The following is a 19,835-nucleotide window of genomic DNA, read 5'->3' on the forward strand; positions in this document are numbered from 1 at the left end:
AGCTCGGTCGGGGTGAGTCGGCGAAACGGGCGTTGGCCTTTCATGGGTGGGCCTCCAGGCATGAGGCCAGCGCCAGCAGGCCGCTGGTCTGGTCGGTGATGGCCTGCACGGTGGTGGGCTGCAGCCGGTGCAGCCAGCGCTGCGGCAGCCGCTCGGCGCCGCAGCGCGCGCCCGCGAGCATGCCGACCAGGGCGCCGGTGGTGTCGGCGTCGTCGCCCTGGTTCACGGTAGCCACCAGCGCGGCCTCGAAGTCGTCGTGCCGCGTCAGGAAATGCAGCACGGTTTGCACCGTGTCGACCACGTAGGCGGTGGCGCGGCCGCGGTAGGGGGTGAAGCCGAAGGCGGGGTGAGCGGTGGTCCAGGTCTCGGCCCAGCGCTGGCACTCGGCCTGGCCCGCGCCGCGCAGCAGCAGGCGCAGCAGGCGGCCCAGGCCGAGGGTGGCGGCGTCGGACAGCGGGTGGTGGTGGGTCAGGTGGGCCTGGGCCAGCGACAGGCGCTCGAAGGCGGCTTCGTCGTGCAGGGTGGCCAGAACCACCGGCAGGTTGCGCATCAGCGCGCCGTTGCCGGCGTCGCCCGGGTTGTACGGGCCGGCCAGCGAGCCGTCGATCAGAAAGCGCTGGATGCCGCGCCGGCAGGTGTTGCCGCAGTCCACCGGCCGGGCCTGCAGCCATTGCACGAAGGCCAGGCCGATGCCGCGCACGAGCGTGGTGTCGGGCTGCGTGGCGGCGAAGCCTTGCAGCGCGGTGGCGCCGCCTTGCAGCAGGGCCGAGCCCAGGGCCAGGCTCAGGGTGGTGTCGTCGGTGACCTGGCCGCGCGCCAGCTTGAGCCAGCCGCCGCCGACGATTTCGGTGTGCACGCCGTAGCGGGCCTCGATCTCGCGCGGGCGCATGAATTCCACCGTGGCGCCCAGCGCGTCGCCGATGGCCAGCCCGAGGTAGGCGCCGAGCACCTTGTCGAACAGCTCACGCATAGCGGGCCACCACCTCGTAGTCGCCGCCGAGCGCGAGCACCTCCTGTTCGCCGCGCAGCACATGGCCGGGCAACAGGCCGGGGAACACCAGCACCTTGCAGGTCGGTACCAGCGCCTCGAACACCCAGTCGCCGAAGCAGGCGGCGTCTTCGGGCGAGAGGCTGAACGACACGATGTTGTTCAGGCGCACGGTGCAGCGGCGCAACTGGAGGCTTCCGTTGATCAGCTGCTCTTCGCAGCGGTTGCTGCCGCGCCAGAGGTGCAGATGTTCGCTGGGCGCGGCATCGCCGGGCAGCGGGAAGCGCTGCAGGGCCCATTGGCAGAACTCGTAGAGCAGGTCGAGCTGCTGCAGGATGTTGTTGCTGTGGTGTCGGCTGGCCGCTTTCTCTTCAAGGTAACCCACCCAGGCCGGCGAGGGAAAGCGCTCCAGCGGCGCCTTGTGGTAGCTCGGCACGAGGCCGAAGCGGCTTTCCACCCAGCCCTTGAGCACGGCGCCGGCCGGGCCGTTGGCGTCCATGCCCCAGCCCTGCAGCAGGGTGCGCCAGCTGCTGCGCCAGCGCCGCTGCTCGGCGGGGCCCATGGCCGCGAGCGCCTGGGGATCGGGTTTGCGCAGGCCGAAGGCGGTGGCCAGGTAGTGCACAAACATGTCGCCCGCCTCGTTCAGGTCGCGGCTACGCTCCAGCAGCGCGAACAGCCCGGCCTGGGTCTGCCGCACGCCGGCGATCGACAGGCGCGTGGGGTGGGCGTTGAAGCCGGTGCTGGCGAGCACCGGCGCCGGCACGCCGACGAGGTTGGTGCTGTACCAGCGGTGGGGCTGATCCGGTCCATCGTCCATGGCCTGGTGGGTGGGGGCAGACACCGGCGCGGCGCCGGAAGATCGGCCTCAGACCGGGCGGTTTTCGTTCGGGTTTCGCACCGGGCCCATGAGCGCCAGGCCCTCATCGTAGGTGATGGTGTCGAAGGTCACGTCGAACTTGAGCGCGGCGTCGGCGATGGCGTCGAGCTTGCCGGCCGTGTCCTTCTTCTTCAGGTCGCCCTTTTCCAGATAGAACAGGTCGAGCAGTTCGTTGTAGACCGTGGCCTCGTCGATCGGCAACACATAGAACATCGCGCCCTTGTAGGGCACCTGGTACTTCTTCGACAGGTCGATGTTGTTGCAGAACAGGAAGTACTTGCCACCGGCGCTGAGCGTGTCGCCCAGCACCTCGGCCACGTCCTTGAGGTGTTCGAAGCTCAGCAGGTAGCCGGCGAAAAAGGGCAGGTGCTTGTCGCCCACCTTGGCCACGGCCATGGCCTGGGTGCACAGCAGCTCGGGCGGGCGGGCCTCGTCGGCCAGCTTGGGCGCGAAGCGCAACGCCAGCTCGCCGCGAAAGCCCACGCGACCGAACTGGTTGGTGGGTGCCTTGAGCAGGGGGTTGAGCAGGCGCCCCTCACTCTCCAGGCGGGCAAACGCGGTGTCGTCGATCTCTTTGCGTTCCAGGGTGGCGGTCATGAAGCTTCCTTCGGTTGGGTCTACAGGGTGGGAGACGGGGTGTTCGTCACCGTGCTGTATCAGCAATGACCGTACCAGGCGCCCAGCCGGTGTGTGGCCCTGCAAACCCGACACAAACCCGACCCGACCCGCCCGCGCGCTGGATTTTTTGCGACGCGATTCGCCGTTTTGTCGGGAAGTGGACAAACCCCGGAAACCCGCTCGCAAGGCCCCGAAAAACGCCGTTTCCCCTATGGAGAGAGGGCCTTGGCGCACGGTGGCCAAGGCATGGCACGGAAGCTGCAATGAGAGGCCTGCGCGGACACCAGTCCGGCCAGGCGTGAACCCAAGAATAAGAGCAATAGGCACGAAAGGCTGACCCAGTCGCGGCTACGCAAGCTTAGGTTTTTCAACCCTTCCTGAATGGAGTACTGCAATGGCCAAACTTCGGCAAATCGCCTTCTACGGCAAAGGTGGCATCGGTAAATCGACCACGTCTCAAAACACACTGGCTGCTCTGTCCGACCTCGGCCAGAAAATCCTCATCGTCGGCTGCGACCCCAAGGCCGACTCGACCCGCCTGATCCTGCACGCCAAGGCCCAAGACACCATCCTCTCGCTGGCCGCTGAAGCCGGTTCGGTGGAGGACCTGGAGCTCGAAGACGTGATGAAGATCGGCTACAAGGACATCCGCTGCGTGGAATCCGGCGGCCCCGAGCCAGGCGTCGGCTGCGCTGGCCGCGGTGTGATCACCTCGATCAACTTCCTGGAAGAAAACGGCGCCTACGACGGTGTGGACTACGTGTCCTACGACGTGCTGGGTGACGTGGTGTGCGGCGGCTTCGCCATGCCCATCCGCGAAAACAAGGCGCAGGAAATCTACATCGTGATGTCGGGCGAGATGATGGCCATGTACGCGGCCAACAACATCTCCAAGGGCATTCTGAAGTACGCCAACTCGGGCGGCGTGCGCCTGGGTGGCCTGGTCTGCAACGAGCGCCAGACCGACAAGGAACTGGAACTGGCCGAAGCGCTGGCCGGCATGCTGGGCAGCAAGCTCATCCACTTCGTGCCGCGCGACAACATCGTGCAACACGCCGAGCTGCGCCGCATGACCGTGATCGAGTACGCGCCCGACTCCAAGCAGGCCGCCGAGTACCGCACCCTGGCCTCGAAGATCCACAACAACGCTGGCAACGGCACCATCCCCACCCCCATCACCATGGACCAGCTCGAGGACATGCTGATGGAGTTCGGGATCATGCAAGCGATCGACGAGTCCGAAGTCGGCAAGGCCGCTGCGGCCGCCGCCGCCCTGGCTGCCGCCTGAACGGCCCATCCGTCGGCCCACAAGCCCGACCCGCCTGGCCCGTGCCGGTGGGTCGGCCTTGATCACCCAAGCAAAACCAAATATCCATTGGAGTTACCCCATGACTGCCACAGTTGAAGACCGCAAGGCCACGAACAAAGCCTTGATTGATGAAGTGCTGAAGGCCTATCCGGAAAAGATGGCCAAGCGCAGGGCGAAGCACCTGGGCACGTTCGAAGAAGGCAAGCCGGACTGCGGCGTCAAGTCCAACATCAAGTCCCTGCCGGGCGTCATGACCATCCGCGGTTGTGCCTACGCCGGCTCCAAGGGCGTGGTGTGGGGGCCCATCAAGGACATGGTCCACATCAGCCACGGCCCGGTGGGCTGCGGCCAGTACAGCTGGGCCGCGCGCCGCAACTACTACATCGGCACCACTGGCATCGACACCTTCGTGACGATGCAGTTCACGAGCGATTTCCAGGAAAAGGACATCGTGTTCGGTGGTGACAAGAAACTCGACAAGATCATTGACGAGATCCAGGAGCTGTTCCCCCTGAACAAGGGCATCTCGATCCAGAGCGAGTGCCCGATCGGCCTGATCGGCGACGACATCGAAGCCGTGTCGAAGAAGAAGAGCAAGGAGTACGAAGGCAAGACCATCGTGCCCGTGCGCTGCGAAGGTTTTCGCGGCGTGAGCCAGTCGCTCGGCCACCACCTGGCCAACGACGCGATCCGCGACTGGGTGTTCGATCGCACCGACCCGAACAAGCACCCCGAGTTCGTCTCCACGCCGTACGACGTGGCCATCATCGGCGACTACAACATCGGCGGAGACGCCTGGTCCAGCCGCATCCTGCTCGAAGAAATGGGGCTGCGCGTGATCTCGCAGTGGTCCGGCGACGGCACCATCGCCGAGATCGAGAACACGCCCAAGGCCAAGCTCAACGTGCTGCACTGCTACCGCTCGATGAACTACATCAGCCGCCACATGGAAGAGAAGTACGGCATTCCATGGGTGGAATACAACTTCTTCGGCCCGACCATGATCGAGAAGAGCCTGCGCGAGATCGCCAGCCACTTCGACGACAGCATCAAGGCCAAGGCCGAAGCCGTGATCGCCAAGTACAAGCCGCTGATGCAGGCCGTGATCGACAAGTTCAAGCCGCGCCTGCAGGGCAAGAAGGTCATGCTGTTCGTGGGCGGTCTGCGCCCGCGCCACGTGATCGGCGCCTACGAAGACCTGGGCATGGAGGTGGTCGGCACCGGCTACGAATTCGGCCACGGCGACGACTACCAGCGCACCACGCACTACGTGAAAGACGGCACGCTGATCTACGACGACGTGACCGGCTACGAGTTCGAGAAGTTCGTGGAGCAGGTGCAGCCCGACCTGGTGGGCTCGGGCATCAAGGAAAAGTACGTGTTCCAGAAGATGGGCGTGCCCTTCCGCCAGATGCACAGCTGGGACTACTCCGGCCCCTACCACGGCTACGACGGCTTCGCCATCTTCGCGCGTGACATGGACATGGCGATCAGCTCTCCCATCTGGGGCCTGACGAAAGCGCCCTGGAAGAAGGCCGCCTGAAGAAGACTGCGGGCGGCCTGGCATGGGCCGGTCGTCCGCTCCTTGAATCTCAACATCCTCTGGAGAGCACCATGCCCCAATCAGCCGAAAAGATCCTCGACCACGAACTGCTGTTCCGCGAGCCCGAGTACCAGGACATCTTCCGCAACAAGAAGGCGTCGTTCGAGTTCAACCATTCCGACGAGAGCATCAAGCAGATCGTCGAGTGGACCAAGACCGAAGACTACAAGCAGAAGAACTTCGCCCGCGAGTCGCTGGCCGTGAACCCGGCCAAGGCCTGCCAGCCGCTGGGCGCGGTGTACGTGGCGAACGGCTTCCAGAAGACCCTGAGCTTCGTGCACGGCAGCCAGGGTTGCGTGGCCTACTACCGCTCGCATTTCAGCCGCCATTTCAAGGAGCCCACGTCCTGCGTGAGCTCGTCCATGACGGAAGACGCGGCCGTGTTCGGTGGCCTGAACAACATGGTCGACGGCCTGGCCAACGCCTACAGCCTGTACCAGCCCGAGATGATCGCGGTGTCCACCACCTGCATGGCCGAAGTGATCGGCGACGACGTCGACGCCTTCATCAAGACCAGCAAGCAGAAAGGCAGCGTGCCCGACGAGTTCGACGTGCCGTTTGCCCACACCCCGGCCTTCGTCGGCAGCCACATCACCGGCTACGACAACGCGCTGCTGGGCATCCTGCGCCACTTCTGGGACGGCAAGGCCAAGACCACCGAACCCCTGGTGCGCGTGCCCGACGACAGCATCAACTTCATCGGCGGCTTCGACGGTTTCGTGGTCGGCAACATGAAGGAAATCCGCCGCATCTTCGATCTGTTCGGCGTCAAGGTGAACATCATCTGCGACCCGAGCGGCAACTGGAACACGCCCACCGACGGCGAGTTCCGCATGTACGCCGGTGGCACCTCGAAAGAAGAAGTGATCGCCGCGCTGCACGCCAAGGCCACCATCGTGTTCCAGGAGTTCTGCTGCGAGAAGACCAGCAAGTTCATCGCCGAACACGGCCAGGAAGTCGTCACGCTCAACGCCCCCATCGGCGTGGCCGGCACCGACCAGTTCCTGATGGAGATCTCGCGCCTGACCGGCAAGCCGATCCCGGCCGAGCTGGAGAAAGAACGCGGCGAGCTGGTGGACGCCATGGCCGACAGCCAGGCCCATCTGCACGGCAAGCGCTATGCGCTGTATGGCGACCCGGACCAGCTGCTGGGCTACACGCAGTTCCTGCTGGAGCTCGGCGCCGAGCCGGCCCACGTGCTGGCCACCAACGGCACCGAAACCTGGGCCGCCAAGGTGCAAGCCCTGTTCGACGCCTCGCCCTACGGCGCGGGCTGCAAGGTCTACCCCAAGCGCGATCTGTGGCACCTGCGTTCGCTGCTGTTCACCGAGCCGGTGGATTTCCTGATCGGCAACACCTACGGCAAGTACCTGGAGCGCGACACCAAGACGCCGCTGGTGCGCATGGTGTTCCCGATCTTCGATCGCCACCACTACCACCGTTTCCCCACCTGGGGCTACGAAGGCGGCATGCGCGTGCTGGTCACCCTGCTCGACGAGTTCTTCGAGACGCTGGACGCGAACACCATCGTGGCGGGTAAGACGGACTACAGCTACGACATTATTCGGTGACCCCCCTGCGCCGCCTTCGGCGTCACCCCCCGGGGGGCGCCGCTGGCGGCCGGGCTAAACCCGTTCCGCGGCGGCAAGGATGTGGATCCCCCCCGCGCCGCGCTGTGCGCGTCACCCCCCAGGGGGCACCGCTGGCAGCCCGGCAAAGCCGGTTCTGCGGCGGCCTGGGTGGGGCGCGGGGTTCCTTCCTATCTTTTCGAGGTGCTTTATGGCCAATGCGACGTTCAGTTCCTCACCTGTGCTTGTGGACTCGACAACCCGTCCGGCGCTGGACGTGGTCCACGTCAAGACCACCTTGGACGGTCGCAAGGTCGAGGTGATCGATGGCTGGGTCTGTCTGGGCGGCGTGCGGGAAACCGACAGCCTGATCCCGCTGGATGAACACCCGAACCGCCAGGCCATCGCGCAGGCGGTGCCCGGGGCCTCGCATGTGGCGGGGCGCCTGCCGCTGACGCTGGCCGAGGCCGCCGTGGCGCAGGGCGCGCTGTCGGCCGCGCAACGCCACTTCGACGCCAGCCCCGCCGGCATCACGCAGCGCATCCGCAAGGCCGTGTGGACCAAGACGGCCGCCGATGGTGTGGAGTGAAGCCCCCCCTGCCGCGCTTCGCGCGACCCCCCAGGGGCGGCACTGGCCGTCCGGCGGTACCCTGGGTTGGTCCGCTTCATGCCCATGGGTGGCGCTCCGGCGGCATGGGCAACTGAAGTGGCGTTGAACTTCGACCACGGCCATCGGAGAAGACCATGATCTATGTGGTGGAAGTGCCCGAACACGCCGCGCCGCGCGCCTGGTTCGCCTACGACGCGGCGGACTTCGCTCGCAAGGTCGCGGCCGGCGACCCGCTGGAACCCTGGGAGATCCACGACCAGCTGACCGCGCGGCGCCTGCTCGAAGACCTCGGCCACGCCGAGGTGGATGCACTGGCGCGCGAGCGCTACCCGGCCATCTGCGCGCTGGGCGACAGCCACGGCTGGGACATCGCTCTGTACCGGGCCGACCACCTGCTCGGAGCCGGCGTGCTGAGCGCCGAGCCCGTGAGCGAGACCGCCGCCCACGAAGCCGCGCTGGCCGCGCGCGGCGGGTTCACCTGCATCTACCACGGCGACCGCGACGCCATCGGCGCGTTCGAAGGCGCCGACCCGCGCATCGCTGGCCAGGCGCACTGGCACGCGCGGCGTGCGCTCTACGAGCAGTTGGTGGCGCTGGAAGTGCTGGCCGACGACAACTGACGCAGCGCTGTCGGGCCGTCTGCGTTTTCCGCCCTGCACCCCCCGACAGCGGGCGCGCATCCGCAAGCATCTCTTCAGCGTTCTCTCGGGCTCGGAGCCCCTCGCCCGATGTCGGAAAACCGCCGTCGCAATCCCTCCAAAACCGCCACAGCAAAAGCGCTTGAACCGCCTGGGACGGCAGAACGGGCCTTCACACGGCGTTTTTCGGCTGGCACCCAAATTGCAACGAGGACCACAACCCACTTCTCTGGAGTCCGCCATGTCTGTATCGCTCAAGGCCAAGATCGCCGAAGTGTTCGAAGAGCCCGGTTGCGACAAGAACCAGGGCAAGAGTGAGAAGGAGCGCAAGAAGGGTTGCACCAAGCAGCTCTCGCCTGGCGCGGCGGCCGGTGGCTGCGCGTTCGACGGCGCCAAGATCGCGCTGCAGCCGGTGGTGGACGTGGCGCACCTGGTGCATGGCCCGATCGCCTGCGAGGGCAACTCGTGGGACAACCGGCACAGCGCGTCGTCGGGCTCGCAGCTCTACCGCAGCGGCTTCACCACCGACATCAGCGAACTCGACGTGATCTACGGTGGCGAGAAGCGCCTGTTCAAGTCCATCCGCGAGATCATTGAAAAGTACGACCCGCCCGCGGTGTTCGTCTACCAGACCTGCGTTACGGCGCTGGTGGGCGACGACATCGAGGCGGTGTGCCAGCGCGCCAGCGCGAAGTTCGGCAAGCCGGTGATCCCGGTCAACGCGCCGGGTTTCGCCGGCCCGAAAAACCTGGGCAACAAGCTGGGGGCCGAAGCGCTGCTTGATTACGTGATCGGCACGCGCGAGCCGGCGTTCACCACGCCGTACGACATCAACATCATTGGCGAATACAACCTGGTGGGTGAACTCTGGCAGGTCAAACCGCTGCTCGACGCTCTGGGCATCCGCATCCTCTCGTGCATCTCGGGCGACGGCCGCTACAACGAGATCGCCAGCGCCCACCGCGCCAAGGTGAACATGATGGTGTGCTCCAAGTCGATGATCAACATCGCGACCAAGATGGAGCAGCGCTGGGGCATTCCGTACTTCGAGGGTTCGTTCTACGGCATCGGCGACATGAGCGAGACCCTGCGCCAGATCGCCAGCCTGCTGGTGAAGCAAGGCGCGCCCGACGATCTGATCGATCGCACCGAGCGCCTGATCGAGGTGGAGGAGGCGCGCGCCTGGAAGCGCATCGCCGGGTACCGGAAGCGCCTGCAGGGCAAGCGCGTGCTGCTGATCACGGGCGGGGTGAAGTCCTGGTCGGTGGTGGCGGCGCTGCAGGAGGGCGGCATGGAGATCGTCGGCACCAGCGTCAAGAAGAGCACGAAAGAAGACAAGGAAAAGATCAAGGAGATCATGGGCGAGGGCGCCGACGCCCACATGATCGACGACATGACGCCGCGCGAGATGTACGCCATGTTGCGCGACGCCAAGGCCGACATCATGTTGTCGGGCGGGCGCTCGCAGTTCGTCGCGCTCAAGGCGCGCATGCCCTGGCTGGACATCAACCAGGAGCGCCACCACCCCTATGGCGGCTACGAGGGCATGGTGGAGCTGGTGGCCGAGATCGACCGCGCCATCTTCAACCCGGTGTGGCAGCAGGTGCGCATCCCCGCGCCCTGGGGCGACGACGGTGAGAGCCTGGGCGCGGTGACGCCCACGGCCTCCACCGATCACCTGAGCGGTATCGCGGCCAAGGCCATGGGCCTGGAGCCCGAAGAAGTCCCTGTTTGACGCAACCCTTCAGGACAACAGCCATGGCACGCGTCGTCGAATCCAAAAAGGCCTGCACGGTCAACCCGCTGAAGATGAGCCAGCCGCTGGGCGCGAGCTTCGCTTTTCTGGGGCTGGACGCCTGCATGCCGGTGATGCACGGCTCGCAGGGCTGTACCTCGTTTGGCTTGGTGCTGCTGGTGCGGCACTTCAAGGAAGCCATTCCGTTGCAGACCACGGCAATGAACGAGGTCACGTCCATCCTGGGCGGCTACGACAACATCGAAGCGGCGCTGCTCAACATCCGCAAACGCGCCGCGCCCAAGCTCATCGCCATCTGCTCCACGGGCCTGACCGAAACCAAGGGCGACGACGTGGACGGCTACATCGCCACGGTGCGCAAACGCAAGCCCGAGCTGGACGACACCGAGATCGTCTACGTGTCCACGCCCGACTACGTGGGTGCGTTTGAAGACGGCTTCAAACACGCCATCACGGCCATCGTGAAAACGCTGGTCAAGCCGCTGCCGGTGGTGGCCGACCAGATCACGCTGCTGCCGGGCAGCCACCTTTCGCCGGGCGACATCGACGAACTGCGCGAGATCGTCCAGGCCTTTGGCCTGAACCCCGTCGTGCTGCCCGACATCTCGGGTTCGCTGGACGGCCACATTCCGCCCGACTGGCGCGGCACCACGCTGGGCGGCACCACGCTGGAAGACATCCGCCGCGCCGGCGCTTCGGCCTTCACCATCGGCGTGGGCGAGCAGACCCGCGAAGGCGCCGAGGCCCTGCAGGCCATCGCCGGCACGCCGCTGGAGATCTTCGAGCGGCTCAGCGGCCTGGAGGTGAACGACCGCCTGCTGCAGCGCCTCTCGAAACTCTCGGGCAAGCCGGTTCCGGCCCGGTACCGTCGCCAGCGCAGCCAGTTGCTCGACGCCATGCTCGACGGCCATTTCTACACCGGGGGCGTGAAGGTGGCCATTGGCGCCGAGCCCGATCTGCTGCTGGCCGTGGGCGGCCTGCTGCACGAGATGGGCGCCGAGCTGCGCTGCTGCGTGAGCACCACCAAGTCGGCCGCGCACGCGCTGCTGCCGGCTCAGGAGGTGTTGCTGGGCGACCTGGAAGACCTGGAGGCGGGCGCGGCCGATTGCGATCTGCTGATCACCCACTCCCACGGCCGCCAGGCCGCCGAGCGCCTGGACAAGCCGTTCCTGCGCATCGGCTTTCCGGTGTTCGACCGCATCGGCAACGCCCACCGTGTGCAGGTGGGTTACCGCGGCACCATGAACCTGATCTTCGAGATCGCCAACCTGATGATCGGGCGCATCGCGCACCACCACGCGGGCGACTGGCCCCTCACGCCCGAGGCCCGGCGCGCGGCGACCCACGTCGCCACCAGCGCCGAAGCCCCGGACACCACCACGCTGGCCTCGGCCAGTGCCTGAATTCCAAGGAGAAACGTCATGAAAATCGCCTTCGCCACCCAGGACAAGGTGCACGTGGATGCGCACTTTGGCTGGGCCAAGAGCATCGTGGTGTACGAGGTCACCCCCGAAGGGCAGCAGTTCGTCGAGAGCTTCGAGTTTGGCGACAAGCTCGAAGAAGACGGCGACGAGGACAAGCTCGCGCCCAAGCTCGAAGCCATCCACGACGTGGCCATCCTGTACGTGGCGGCCATCGGCGGCTCGGGCGCGGCGCGCGTCGTGGCCATGAAGATCCACCCCATCAAGGTGCCGCAGCCCGAACCCATCGCCACCATCCTGGACAAGCTGCAGACGGTGCTGCAGGGCACGCCGCCGCCCTGGCTGCGCAAGGCCATGGCCAAGGCCGGCGAGCGCGTGCACGACTTTGAAGACGACGAGGTGACCCCATGACCGCCAGCGCCAGCATAGACACCCCCAGCGACGCCCGCAGTGACGAGGCCTTGCTGGCCACGCCCTTCGTGCAGCAGCTGATCAAGCAGATGCGCGCGCAGGACACGCACGGCACCTGGGACGGCAAGAGCGACCTGCAGCTGCTCAAGCCCTACATCCACACCGCCGAGGAGCGCCGCGCCCTGCCCATCCTGGGCGACCCGGACCCCGAGACGCTGTGGCACCTGGAGATTTTCTACAACGCCATCGCCGTGGCGATCGAGCGCGAAACCGGCCAGATGGTCTCGCCCATGATGAAGATGAGCCACGAGGGTTTTGGCCGCATGGTGCTGATCGCGGGCCGGCTGGTGGTGGTGAACAAGCAGCTGCGCGACGTGCACCGCTTCGGCTTTTCGTCGCTGGCCAAGCTGGCCGAAGCCGGCGGCAAGTTCCTCACCGAGGCCGTGACCATGATCCGCAGCTACCCCGAAGTGGCGCAGTACGGAGCCTGACCATGAGCGAAACCGCCGACGAACTGAAGCTGCGCATCCGCAAGCTCAACGCCCAGGCCACGCAGGCCAAGATGGACCTGCACGACCTGTCCGAGGACCTGCCCACCGGCTGGGAAAAGATCCCCGAAGTGTCCCGGCGCTGCCACGACGCCCACGCCGCGCTGATGGCGGCGCGCCAGGCGCTGGCCGCGGCCACGGACTGAACCCGCCCGACGGAGAGAACCCATGAGCCAGACCTTCAACGTGACCCTGCCCAGCGGCGCCACCTGGACGCCGACCTTCGTGGCCGCGCTGGACGAGGAAAAGTGCATCGGCTGCGGCCGCTGCTTCAAGGTGTGCCCGCGCGGCGTGCTCGAACTCGTCGGCCTCAACGAGGACGGTGAATACGTGCACGTCGATGAGGACGACGATGACGACGACGAGTACGAGAAAAAGGTGATGACGCTGGCGCACAAGGAGCTGTGCATCGGCTGCACCGCCTGCGCCCGCATCTGCCCCAAGAAGTGCTACACGCACGCAGCGGCCCCGGTTTGACATGAGCCCACCCCCGTCGCTTGCCCGCTTCGCGTGGCCGCATCCCCCCTCAAGGGGGCGACACCAGCCGTCCGGCGAAGCCGGCCCGGCGGTGCCACCCGGTCCGATGGCCTCATGCGTCACGGATTGCCCTCCGGCGCCGAGCCCCGACTGGGCCGCGCTGGCCGCCCGCATGCAGACGCGGCGCGACGAGGTCGACGATCTGATGGGCCTGCTGCGCGATCACACCGACCCCGCGGCCGGCAGCGCCGAGGCGGCCGAGGCCGTGGCCTGGGCCATTGCGTGCGCCAGCCTGGGCGACCAGCACCTCTGGCAGGACCTGCGCCTGCCCTCGCGGGTGGAGCTCTCGGCCCTGATCGGACACTGGTTCCCGGCGCTGGCGGCGCGCAACACCCAGCACATGAAGTGGAAGAAGTTCTTTTACCGGCAGCTGTGCCTGCGCGAGGACCTGCTGATCTGCAAGTCGCCCAGCTGTGGCGTCTGCAGCGACCGCAGCCTGTGCTTCGGCGCCGAGTGAATCAAGCGCTGGCGCGGCGTTCCAGCCACTGCAGCCGCACCAGCCCGGTGGACAGCGCGGTGCCGCAGACGATGATGAGCCCGCAGATCACCATCCAGGGCGTGATGCGTTCGCCCAGGAAGAATCCGCCGTAGAGCAGGGCAAACACCGGCACCAGGAAGGTGACGGTGAGGGCCTTGCTCGGGCCGGCCTTCTCGATGATGTGGAAAAACAGGATGTAGGCGATGGCGGTGCAGAACAGCGCCACCGCGGCCAGCGCGCCCCATGCCGTGGCGCTCACGGGCTGCTCGGGCCAGAGCCAGAGCGTGGGCAGGGCCAGGCCCAGGGCCGCGCCGATCTGGCTGCCGGTGGCGGTGGCCAGCGGATGGGCGCCGGTGAGGTAACGTTTGGTGAAACTCGCGGCGATGCCGTAACACAGCGTGGCCAACAGGCAGGCGCCCATGGCCAGCAGGGTGGTGCCGGTGGAGCCGGCCCCGGCCACCCCGGTGGCGCTGAAGCCGGACTTGCCGAGCACCAGCAGCGTCACGCCCACGAAACCGATCCCCAGGCCCAGCATGCGCGAGCCGCCCGGGCGGTCCTTGAGCCAGAGCCAGGCCACCACCGCGCCCAGCAGCGGCACCGTGGCGTTGAGGATGGATGTGAGGCCGGTGGTGATGTGCATCACCGCGAAGGAAAACAGCGCGAACGGGATGCCCGAGTTGAGCAGGCCCACGAAGAGGATGGGCTTGGCGCGCAGGCGGAAGTCGGCCCAGACGCCTTTGAGCAGAAACACCGGCAGCAGGAACAGCGCCGCCAGCGCCACCCGCAGGCCCGCCGTGGGCAGCGCTCCGAACTCGGCCGCGCCCAGGCGCATGAAGAGGAAGGACGAGCCCCAGAGGGCGGCGAGCAGGAAGAATTCAAGAATGAGGGCGGGCGACATGGGCTCAGTGTGCCGGCAAAGGCTGTGCGGCGGGGCGGCCCGTTGATGATGTTTGCTCCGGCCATTGATGCGCTTTGTCGATCAATGCGCCTTCGAGCCGCAGCAGGGCCCGCTTGCGGTCCAGCCCGCCGGCATAGCCCGTCAGTGAACCGTTGCCGCCGACCACGCGGTGGCAGGGCACCACGATGCCCAGCGGATTGCGCCCGATGGCCGCGCCCACCGCGCGCACCGCGCCCGGCCGTTCGATCTGGCGCGCCATGTCGCCGTAGCTGCGGGTGTGGCCCGCCGGGATGCCGAGCAGGGCCAGCCACACCGCGCGCTGGAAGGGCGTGCCGCCCGAGAGGTCCAGCGGCAGGTCGAAGTCCAGCCGTTCGCCCCGGAAGTAGGCGTCCAGTTGCGCGGCAGCGGTGCGCAGCAGGGGGTGGTCGTGGTCGATGGGCCAGCGCTGCACCTGTTGCGGCGGGGGCTCGTGGCGCTGGTCGGCGTACCACACGCCGGCCAGTCCCCGGGAGCTGGCGGCCAGCAACAGCGGGCCCAGGGGGGACGGGAGGGTGGTTTGAACCGCTTGCGATAGGAAGCTCATGGTGTGTCGTCCTGGGTGGAGGGCTCGGTGAGAGCCTCGGTGGGGCTTTCGACGCCGTTCGTGGCGCGGTGCGTGGCGCCGTCCGTGACGCCGGGGGGCTCTGGGCGGGCGTGGCAGCCCGCCCAGGTGCGGATCACGGCGTAGCTGCGCCAGGGTTGCCAGGCGGCGGCCTGGCGCGCGGCTTCGTTGGCCGCGGCCGGGCCCTTGAGCTCGACCAGACCCAGGGCCTGCTGCAGCGCCACGTCGCCACGGGGCCAGGCGTCGGGCCAGCGCAGGGCGCGCATGGCGATGTACTGCGCGGTCCAGGGGCCGATGCCGGGCAGGGCCAGCAGGGCTTGGGTGGTGAGCGCCAGGTCGGCGTGGCCGCTCAGGTCGAGCTGGCCGCTGGCCACGGCGCGCGCCAGTGCCTGGATCGCGGCCTGGCGCTGGCGCACGATGCCCAGTTCGCCCAGCGCCTGTGGCTCGGCCTCGGCCAGGACCTGGGGCGTGGGAAACAGGCGGTGCAGGGCCGGTTCGGGTGTGGCGATGGGCTCGCCAAAACGCTCCAGCAGGCGGGTGGCCATGGTGCGCGCCGCCGCCACGGTGATCTGCTGGCCCAGCACCGCGCGCACCGCCAGCTCGAAACCGTCGAAGCAGCCGGGCACCCGCAGGCCGTCGCCACCGGGAAAGTCGGCCTGCAGCACGGCGTTGATGGCCTGCGGATCGGCGTCCAGGTCGAACAGCGCGCGCACCCGCCAGATCACGCTGGGCAGCACCGCGTGCAGGCTGTCGCTCACGCGCAGCAGCAGCCGGTGGGCCGCCGGGTCGAGTTGCGCGTCCAGCCAGCCGGTATGCGGCTGCCCGGCCACCGTCAGCCGCACCGTGCGCTGCAGGCGCAGGACATCGGTGTTCACGCACTCGACGCCAGGCAGCGCCCGGGTGCCCAGGAAGCCCAGCATCGCCACCGCGTCGTACGGTGGCCGCCACGACAGGCGCACCGTGCCGGCGTGGCCGGTCGGTGTGCGCGAGGGCGTGGCCAGGGTCAGCGGGTTGCGGCGCATCTGGGTGGGGCTCAGGCCGTAGCGCGCCTGGATGGCCGCGTTGAAGCGGCGCAGGCTGGCGAAACCGCTGGCCTGCGCGACCTGGGTGACGGGCAGGGTGGTGTCGGCCAGCAGCTGTTTGGCGGTCAGCAGCTTGCGGGTCTGCAGGTACTGCAGCGGGGAGACGCCGAGCCGGGCCTCGAAAATCCGCCGCAGGTGGCGGTCGCTCACGCCCATGCGGTCGGCCAGCCGGCTCACGGTGGCGCCTTCGGTCGCGGCGTCCAGCCAGGTCTGGGGGTCGTCGAGCAGGCGCGTGGCCTGCTGCACCAGGATGGTGGAGGCGTCTTCCAGCGACCAATGACGATCCAGCGGCGCCAGTTCGGGGCGGCAGCGCAGGCAAGGGCGGAAGCCGGCCCGTTCGGCCTGGGCGGCATGGTCGAAGAAACGGCAGTTCTCGCGCCGCGGCGTGCGCACCCGGCAGACCGGCCGGCAGTAGACCCCGGTGGAGGTGACGCCGATGAAAAAGCGCCCGTCAAAGCGCGCGTCGTGGGAACACAGCGCGCGGTAGCGGGCGTCGTCGTCGGGGCGTCGGGGGGTGTCCATGGGCTGCATGGTACGGCGATCACCGGGGCCTGACTGGCCGTTTCCGGACATGTCCCTGCCGAACGGGGCGCAAAAAGCCCCCCAGCCCGGCCACCTACAATCCACGGTATCGGCGTATCCAGAGATTGAGACAATTACATGCAAGTTGCCGCATCCATCTTCAAGGCCTACGACATTCGGGGCGTGGTCCCGGCCTCCCTCAACGAGGCGGTGGCTGAGGCCCTTGGCCTGGCTTTCGGAACCCAGGCCCGCCAGCAGGGCGAAAACACCGTGGCCGTGGGCCGCGATGGCCGCCTGAGCGGCCCGGCCCTGTCGGCCGCCCTGATCCGCGGCCTGGTGGCCGCCGGTGTGGACGTGATCGACATCGGTCTGGCGACCACCCCCATGCTGTATTTCGCGGCCAGCACGCTGTGCAGGAGCGGCATCCAGGTCACGGGCAGCCACAACCCCAAGGATTACAACGGGTTCAAGATGGTGCTGGGCGGGCGCGCCATCTACGGTGAGGACATCCAGGCCCTGCGCCGCATGATGGAGACCGACAGCCACCGCTTCGCCGACGATGGGCGCGTGCGCCATGTGAACGTGCTGGCGCCCTACACCGATCGCATCGTTGGCGACGTGAAGCTCTCGCGGCCGATGAAGGTGGTGGTGGACTGCGGCAACGGCATCGCCGGGGCTTCGGCGCCGGCGCTGTTCCGTGCGCTGGGCTGCGAGGTGATCGAGCTTTTCAGCGAGGTCGACGGCAACTTCCCCAACCACCACCCGGACCCGAGCAAGCCCGAGAACCTGCAGGACGTGATCCGCACCCTGCGCGAGACCGACGCCGAGCTGGGCCTGGCCTTCGATGGCGACGGTGACCGCCTGGGCATCGTCACCAAGGACGGCAACAACATCTACCCCGACCGCCAGATGATCCTGTTTTCGCAGGACGTGCTCTCGCGCGTGCCGGGCGGCAACATCGTCTTCGACGTGAAGTGCTCGCAGCGCCTGGCCCCGGCCATCGAGGCCGCCGGTGGTGTGGCCCACATCTACAAGACCGGCCACTCGCTGATCAAGGCGCGCATGAAAGAGCTGGACAGCCCGCTCGGCGGTGAAATGAGTGGTCACATCTTTTTCAAAGAGCGTTGGTACGGCTTTGACGACGGCACCTACGCCGGCGCGCGCCTGCTGGAAATCCTCAGCCGCAGCCCCGACGCCAACGCCGTGCTCAACGCCTTGCCCACCAGCTTCAGCACGCCCGAGCTCAATGTGGCCTGCGCCGAGGGAGAGCCGCACGCCGTGGTCGAAAAACTCGTGGCGCTCGCGCATTTCGATGCGCCCGCGAAGGTCTCGACCATCGATGGCGTGCGCGTGGACTGGCCGGACGGCTTCGGCCTGATCCGGGCCTCCAACACCACGCCCGTGCTGGTGTTGCGTTTTGAAGGGCACACCACCGAAGCCCTGCACCGCATCGAAACCGCCATGCTGGGCCTGCTGCTGCAGGGCAAGCCGGACGCGGTGGTGGGTGCGAGCGCCCATTGAGCTCCCTTGAGCCCATCCTTGCCCGCGCAGCCACCTGAAACAGCACCCGTGGTCACGGCTTTGCTGAACCAGGTCACCGTGGTGGTGGTGACCCATGAGAGCGCGCATTGCCTGCGCGGGCTCGATGGCCTGCTCTCGCAGTGCCCGCACGTGATCGTGTCCGACAACGGCAGCGCCGACGGCACCCCCGAGCAGGCGCAGCGGCTGTGGCCGCACGCCCACGTGCTGCGCCATGGCCGCAATCTGGGCTTTGGCGCGGCCAACAACCGGGCGCTGGACGCGGTGCGGACCCCGTTCGCCTTTTTGCTCAACCCCGATTGCCAGCTCACGGTCGAGGGCCTGGGTGAACTGATCTCGGCCGCGCACGAGTTGAGCGACGCGGCGATCCTGGCGCCGCAGCTGGTGAGCGTCACCGGCAAGCCGGAGATCAACTACCGCTGGCCCAAGACGCGGTGGCTGTCCACGGGCCCGCGTGCCAGTGGGCCGGTCTGCGTGGGGTTCGTCTGTGGCGCGGCCATGCTGTTCCGCATGGCCCGGTTCGAGAAGGTCGGCTTCTTCGACGAACAGTTTTTCCTGTACTACGAGGACGACGACCTTTGCCTGCGGCTGTTCAACGCGCACCTGCCGATGGTGCTGCTGCCGCAGGTGCAGGCCGTGCATTTCTCGCGGGGTTCGGTCAAGGGGGCCGCGCCGTGGCGCAGCGAGTACGTGCGGGGGTACCACCATGCGCAGTCCAAGCTGATCTTCGCGGTGAAGCACCAGTCGCTGGAGACCGCGCTGCAGCTGCGCCGCTATCTGCTGCTGACCACCACGCTGGCGATGCCGTTGCGGCTGATCGCCTTCTCTCCCAAGTTGCTGGCGCGCATGTGGGGCCGGTGGAGGGGTTTGATGGAGTGGAAACGTCATGATTGAAGATCAAGACAAAAAACCGACTCTGTGCATCGGCATCCTGACGCTCAACGAAGAGCGCCGCATCGCCGCGTGCATCGACAACGCGGGCTTTGCCGATCAGATCATCGTGATCGACAGCGGCAGCACCGACCGCACCTGCGAGATCGCCACCGAAAAGGGTGCCGAGGTCCATCGGTACGCCGACTGGCAGGGCTTCGCGGTCCAGCGCAACCGCCTGCTCGAGCACGTGCGCACCGACTACATCTTCTTCCTCGATGCCGATGAGACGATTCCCGCGCCGCTGAGGCAGGAAATCCAGCAAGCGGTCGAAACCCGCACCGAGGCGGTCTGGAAGGTCTTCTGGGAACAGGTGGCCTTTGGCACGCCGCTCACCCGCATGACCAAGGTGGCCGGTGGCGTGAGGCGCCTGTTCGCCATGACGAACATCCTGCGCTACGAGGGCGTGGTGCACGAGCACGCCATCCTGCGCAACCCGGACACGCCCGAGCAGGCCTTCAAGGGCCGGTTGCTGCACCACTCCCGCGAAACCGTCTATGGCAGCCTGCTCAAGCTGGCGCAGTATGCGCAGCTCGGCGCCGTGCGGCGTGCCCAGGCCGGGAAAAAGGGCGGTATCCGGCGCGGCCTGGCGTCGGCCTTGATGAATTTCGTGCGGTTCTATTTCTTTCGCAAAGGGTTTCTCTGCGGTGGACCGGGCTTTCTTTTTTGCCTGGTGGTTTCGCTGGAGTGCTTTTTCCGGTACGCGATACTGAAATACGATCCGATGTCGGAAAACGCCGATGTGGTCAAGCGTTGAATCCCGGTGCCCAAGCCAATGCACAAGAACAAGGATTGCGAAAGATGTCCACGTTGCTGGGACCCGGTAGAAACACGCTACAAACAAATGACCCTCGTGAATTCCACGTTGCGCGTCCGGTGGACCGACATGACGGTGGTCGCC

General features: G+C 67.1%; 21 protein-coding genes. 15 read left to right on the top strand and 6 right to left on the bottom strand.

Translation table 11 applies throughout. The features are described 5' to 3' along the window. Positions 1 to 40: 40 nt before the first annotated feature. Genes draG through KIH07_RS12340 form a run of 3 tightly spaced genes read right to left on the bottom strand, consistent with a single transcriptional unit; the run spans position 41 to position 2,462 of the window. Positions 41 to 970, bottom strand: coding sequence for an ADP-ribosyl-[dinitrogen reductase] hydrolase (draG, locus tag KIH07_RS12330; RefSeq protein ID WP_226492247.1), 930 nt, complete (start codon positions 968 to 970; stop codon positions 41 to 43). Then, entirely contained in the window at positions 963 to 1,829 is an 867-nt protein-coding gene (locus KIH07_RS12335) for an NAD(+)--dinitrogen-reductase ADP-D-ribosyltransferase (protein ID WP_226492248.1), read from the bottom strand. Before KIH07_RS12335 ends, draG begins: the two co-directional genes overlap by 8 nt. 24 nt (positions 1,830 to 1,853) lie before the next feature. Beyond that, positions 1,854 to 2,462 (bottom strand): hypothetical protein, encoded by a 609-nt coding sequence (locus KIH07_RS12340; protein WP_226492249.1) that lies wholly within the window; start codon positions 2,460 to 2,462, stop codon positions 1,854 to 1,856. 415 nt (positions 2,463 to 2,877) lie between these two features. Between KIH07_RS12340 and nifH the strand changes: the two genes are divergently transcribed. From nifH to KIH07_RS12400, 12 genes are all read left to right on the top strand, one after another. Further along, positions 2,878 to 3,771: a nitrogenase iron protein gene (gene nifH, locus KIH07_RS12345; RefSeq protein ID WP_226492250.1), complete on the top strand. Its 894-nt coding sequence runs from the start codon at positions 2,878 to 2,880 to the stop codon at positions 3,769 to 3,771. 100 nt (positions 3,772 to 3,871) lie between these two features. Beyond that, complete coding sequence (gene nifD, locus KIH07_RS12350) at positions 3,872 to 5,335, top strand: nitrogenase molybdenum-iron protein alpha chain (RefSeq protein WP_226492251.1); 1,464 nt, start codon at positions 3,872 to 3,874, stop codon at positions 5,333 to 5,335. Positions 5,336 to 5,406: 71 nt separating this feature from the next. After that, positions 5,407 to 6,966 carry a nitrogenase molybdenum-iron protein subunit beta gene (gene nifK / locus KIH07_RS12355; RefSeq protein ID WP_226492252.1) on the top strand — a complete coding sequence of 520 codons (1,560 nt, stop codon included), beginning with the start codon at positions 5,407 to 5,409 and terminating at the stop codon, positions 6,964 to 6,966. 244 nt (positions 6,967 to 7,210) lie between these two features. Beyond that, a complete protein-coding gene (locus KIH07_RS12360; RefSeq protein WP_226492253.1) occupies positions 7,211 to 7,552 on the top strand; it encodes a hypothetical protein in 342 nt (113 codons plus the stop codon). Between the two features lie 155 nt (positions 7,553 to 7,707). Beyond that, positions 7,708 to 8,193 (top strand): hypothetical protein, encoded by a 486-nt coding sequence (locus tag KIH07_RS12365; RefSeq protein WP_226492254.1) that lies wholly within the window; start codon positions 7,708 to 7,710, stop codon positions 8,191 to 8,193. A 259-nt stretch (positions 8,194 to 8,452) separates the two neighbouring features. Beyond that, positions 8,453 to 9,946 (top strand): nitrogenase iron-molybdenum cofactor biosynthesis protein NifE, encoded by a 1,494-nt coding sequence (gene nifE, locus KIH07_RS12370; protein ID WP_226492255.1) that lies wholly within the window; start codon positions 8,453 to 8,455, stop codon positions 9,944 to 9,946. Positions 9,947 to 9,969: 23 nt separating this feature from the next. Further along, positions 9,970 to 11,370 carry a nitrogenase iron-molybdenum cofactor biosynthesis protein NifN gene (gene nifN, locus KIH07_RS12375; protein ID WP_226492256.1) on the top strand — a complete coding sequence of 467 codons (1,401 nt, stop codon included), beginning with the start codon at positions 9,970 to 9,972 and terminating at the stop codon, positions 11,368 to 11,370. 18 nt (positions 11,371 to 11,388) lie between these two features. Further along, positions 11,389 to 11,799 (top strand): nitrogen fixation protein NifX, encoded by a 411-nt coding sequence (gene nifX, locus KIH07_RS12380; RefSeq protein ID WP_226492257.1) that lies wholly within the window; start codon positions 11,389 to 11,391, stop codon positions 11,797 to 11,799. Next, the gene (locus tag KIH07_RS12385; protein ID WP_226492258.1) at positions 11,796 to 12,290 is read left to right on the top strand and encodes a NifX-associated nitrogen fixation protein; all 495 of its coding nucleotides are present in this window, start codon (positions 11,796 to 11,798) and stop codon (positions 12,288 to 12,290) included. The genes nifX and KIH07_RS12385 overlap by 4 nt, the downstream gene beginning before the upstream one ends. A gap of 2 nt (positions 12,291 to 12,292) precedes the next feature. Next, on the top strand, positions 12,293 to 12,493 hold the full coding sequence (locus KIH07_RS12390) for a CCE_0567 family metalloprotein (protein WP_226492259.1): 201 nt from the start codon (positions 12,293 to 12,295) through the stop codon (positions 12,491 to 12,493). Positions 12,494 to 12,515: 22 nt separating this feature from the next. Next, positions 12,516 to 12,824 (top strand): ferredoxin III, nif-specific, encoded by a 309-nt coding sequence (fdxB, locus tag KIH07_RS12395; protein WP_226492260.1) that lies wholly within the window; start codon positions 12,516 to 12,518, stop codon positions 12,822 to 12,824. Between the two features lie 106 nt (positions 12,825 to 12,930). Continuing rightward, positions 12,931 to 13,341 carry a nitrogen fixation protein NifQ gene (locus KIH07_RS12400; RefSeq protein ID WP_319004801.1) on the top strand — a complete coding sequence of 137 codons (411 nt, stop codon included), beginning with the start codon at positions 12,931 to 12,933 and terminating at the stop codon, positions 13,339 to 13,341. Position 13,342: 1 nt separating this feature from the next. On the opposite strand, the gene KIH07_RS12405 is transcribed toward KIH07_RS12400, so the two are convergent. From KIH07_RS12405 to KIH07_RS12415, 3 genes are read right to left on the bottom strand one after another with little or no spacing between them, the layout of a single operon-like run. Next, entirely contained in the window at positions 13,343 to 14,260 is a 918-nt protein-coding gene (locus KIH07_RS12405; protein WP_226492261.1) for a DMT family transporter, read from the bottom strand. A gap of 4 nt (positions 14,261 to 14,264) precedes the next feature. Next, positions 14,265 to 14,843 (bottom strand): methylated-DNA--[protein]-cysteine S-methyltransferase, encoded by a 579-nt coding sequence (locus KIH07_RS12410; RefSeq protein ID WP_226492262.1) that lies wholly within the window; start codon positions 14,841 to 14,843, stop codon positions 14,265 to 14,267. Continuing rightward, entirely contained in the window at positions 14,840 to 16,465 is a 1,626-nt protein-coding gene (locus KIH07_RS12415; protein WP_226492263.1) for a DNA-3-methyladenine glycosylase 2 family protein, read from the bottom strand. The genes KIH07_RS12410 and KIH07_RS12415 overlap by 4 nt, the downstream gene beginning before the upstream one ends. Positions 16,466 to 16,603: 138 nt before the next feature. Here KIH07_RS12415 and KIH07_RS12420 point away from each other — a divergent pair, with 138 nt between their 5' ends. Genes KIH07_RS12420 through KIH07_RS12430 form a run of 3 tightly spaced genes read left to right on the top strand, consistent with a single transcriptional unit; the run spans position 16,604 to position 19,691 of the window. Continuing rightward, positions 16,604 to 17,986 carry a phosphomannomutase/phosphoglucomutase gene (locus KIH07_RS12420; RefSeq protein WP_226492264.1) on the top strand — a complete coding sequence of 461 codons (1,383 nt, stop codon included), beginning with the start codon at positions 16,604 to 16,606 and terminating at the stop codon, positions 17,984 to 17,986. 48 nt (positions 17,987 to 18,034) lie between these two features. Further along, positions 18,035 to 18,898, top strand: a complete 864-nt coding sequence (locus tag KIH07_RS12425; RefSeq protein WP_226492265.1) for a glycosyltransferase family 2 protein — start codon at positions 18,035 to 18,037, stop codon at positions 18,896 to 18,898. Next, positions 18,891 to 19,691: a glycosyltransferase family 2 protein gene (locus tag KIH07_RS12430; RefSeq protein WP_226492266.1), complete on the top strand. Its 801-nt coding sequence runs from the start codon at positions 18,891 to 18,893 to the stop codon at positions 19,689 to 19,691. The genes KIH07_RS12425 and KIH07_RS12430 overlap by 8 nt, the downstream gene beginning before the upstream one ends. Positions 19,692 to 19,835: the final 144 nt, after the last annotated feature.

Origin of the sequence: Hydrogenophaga taeniospiralis, from assembly GCF_020510445.1 — a bacterium.
GTDB lineage: Bacteria > Pseudomonadota > Gammaproteobacteria > Burkholderiales > Burkholderiaceae_C > Hydrogenophaga.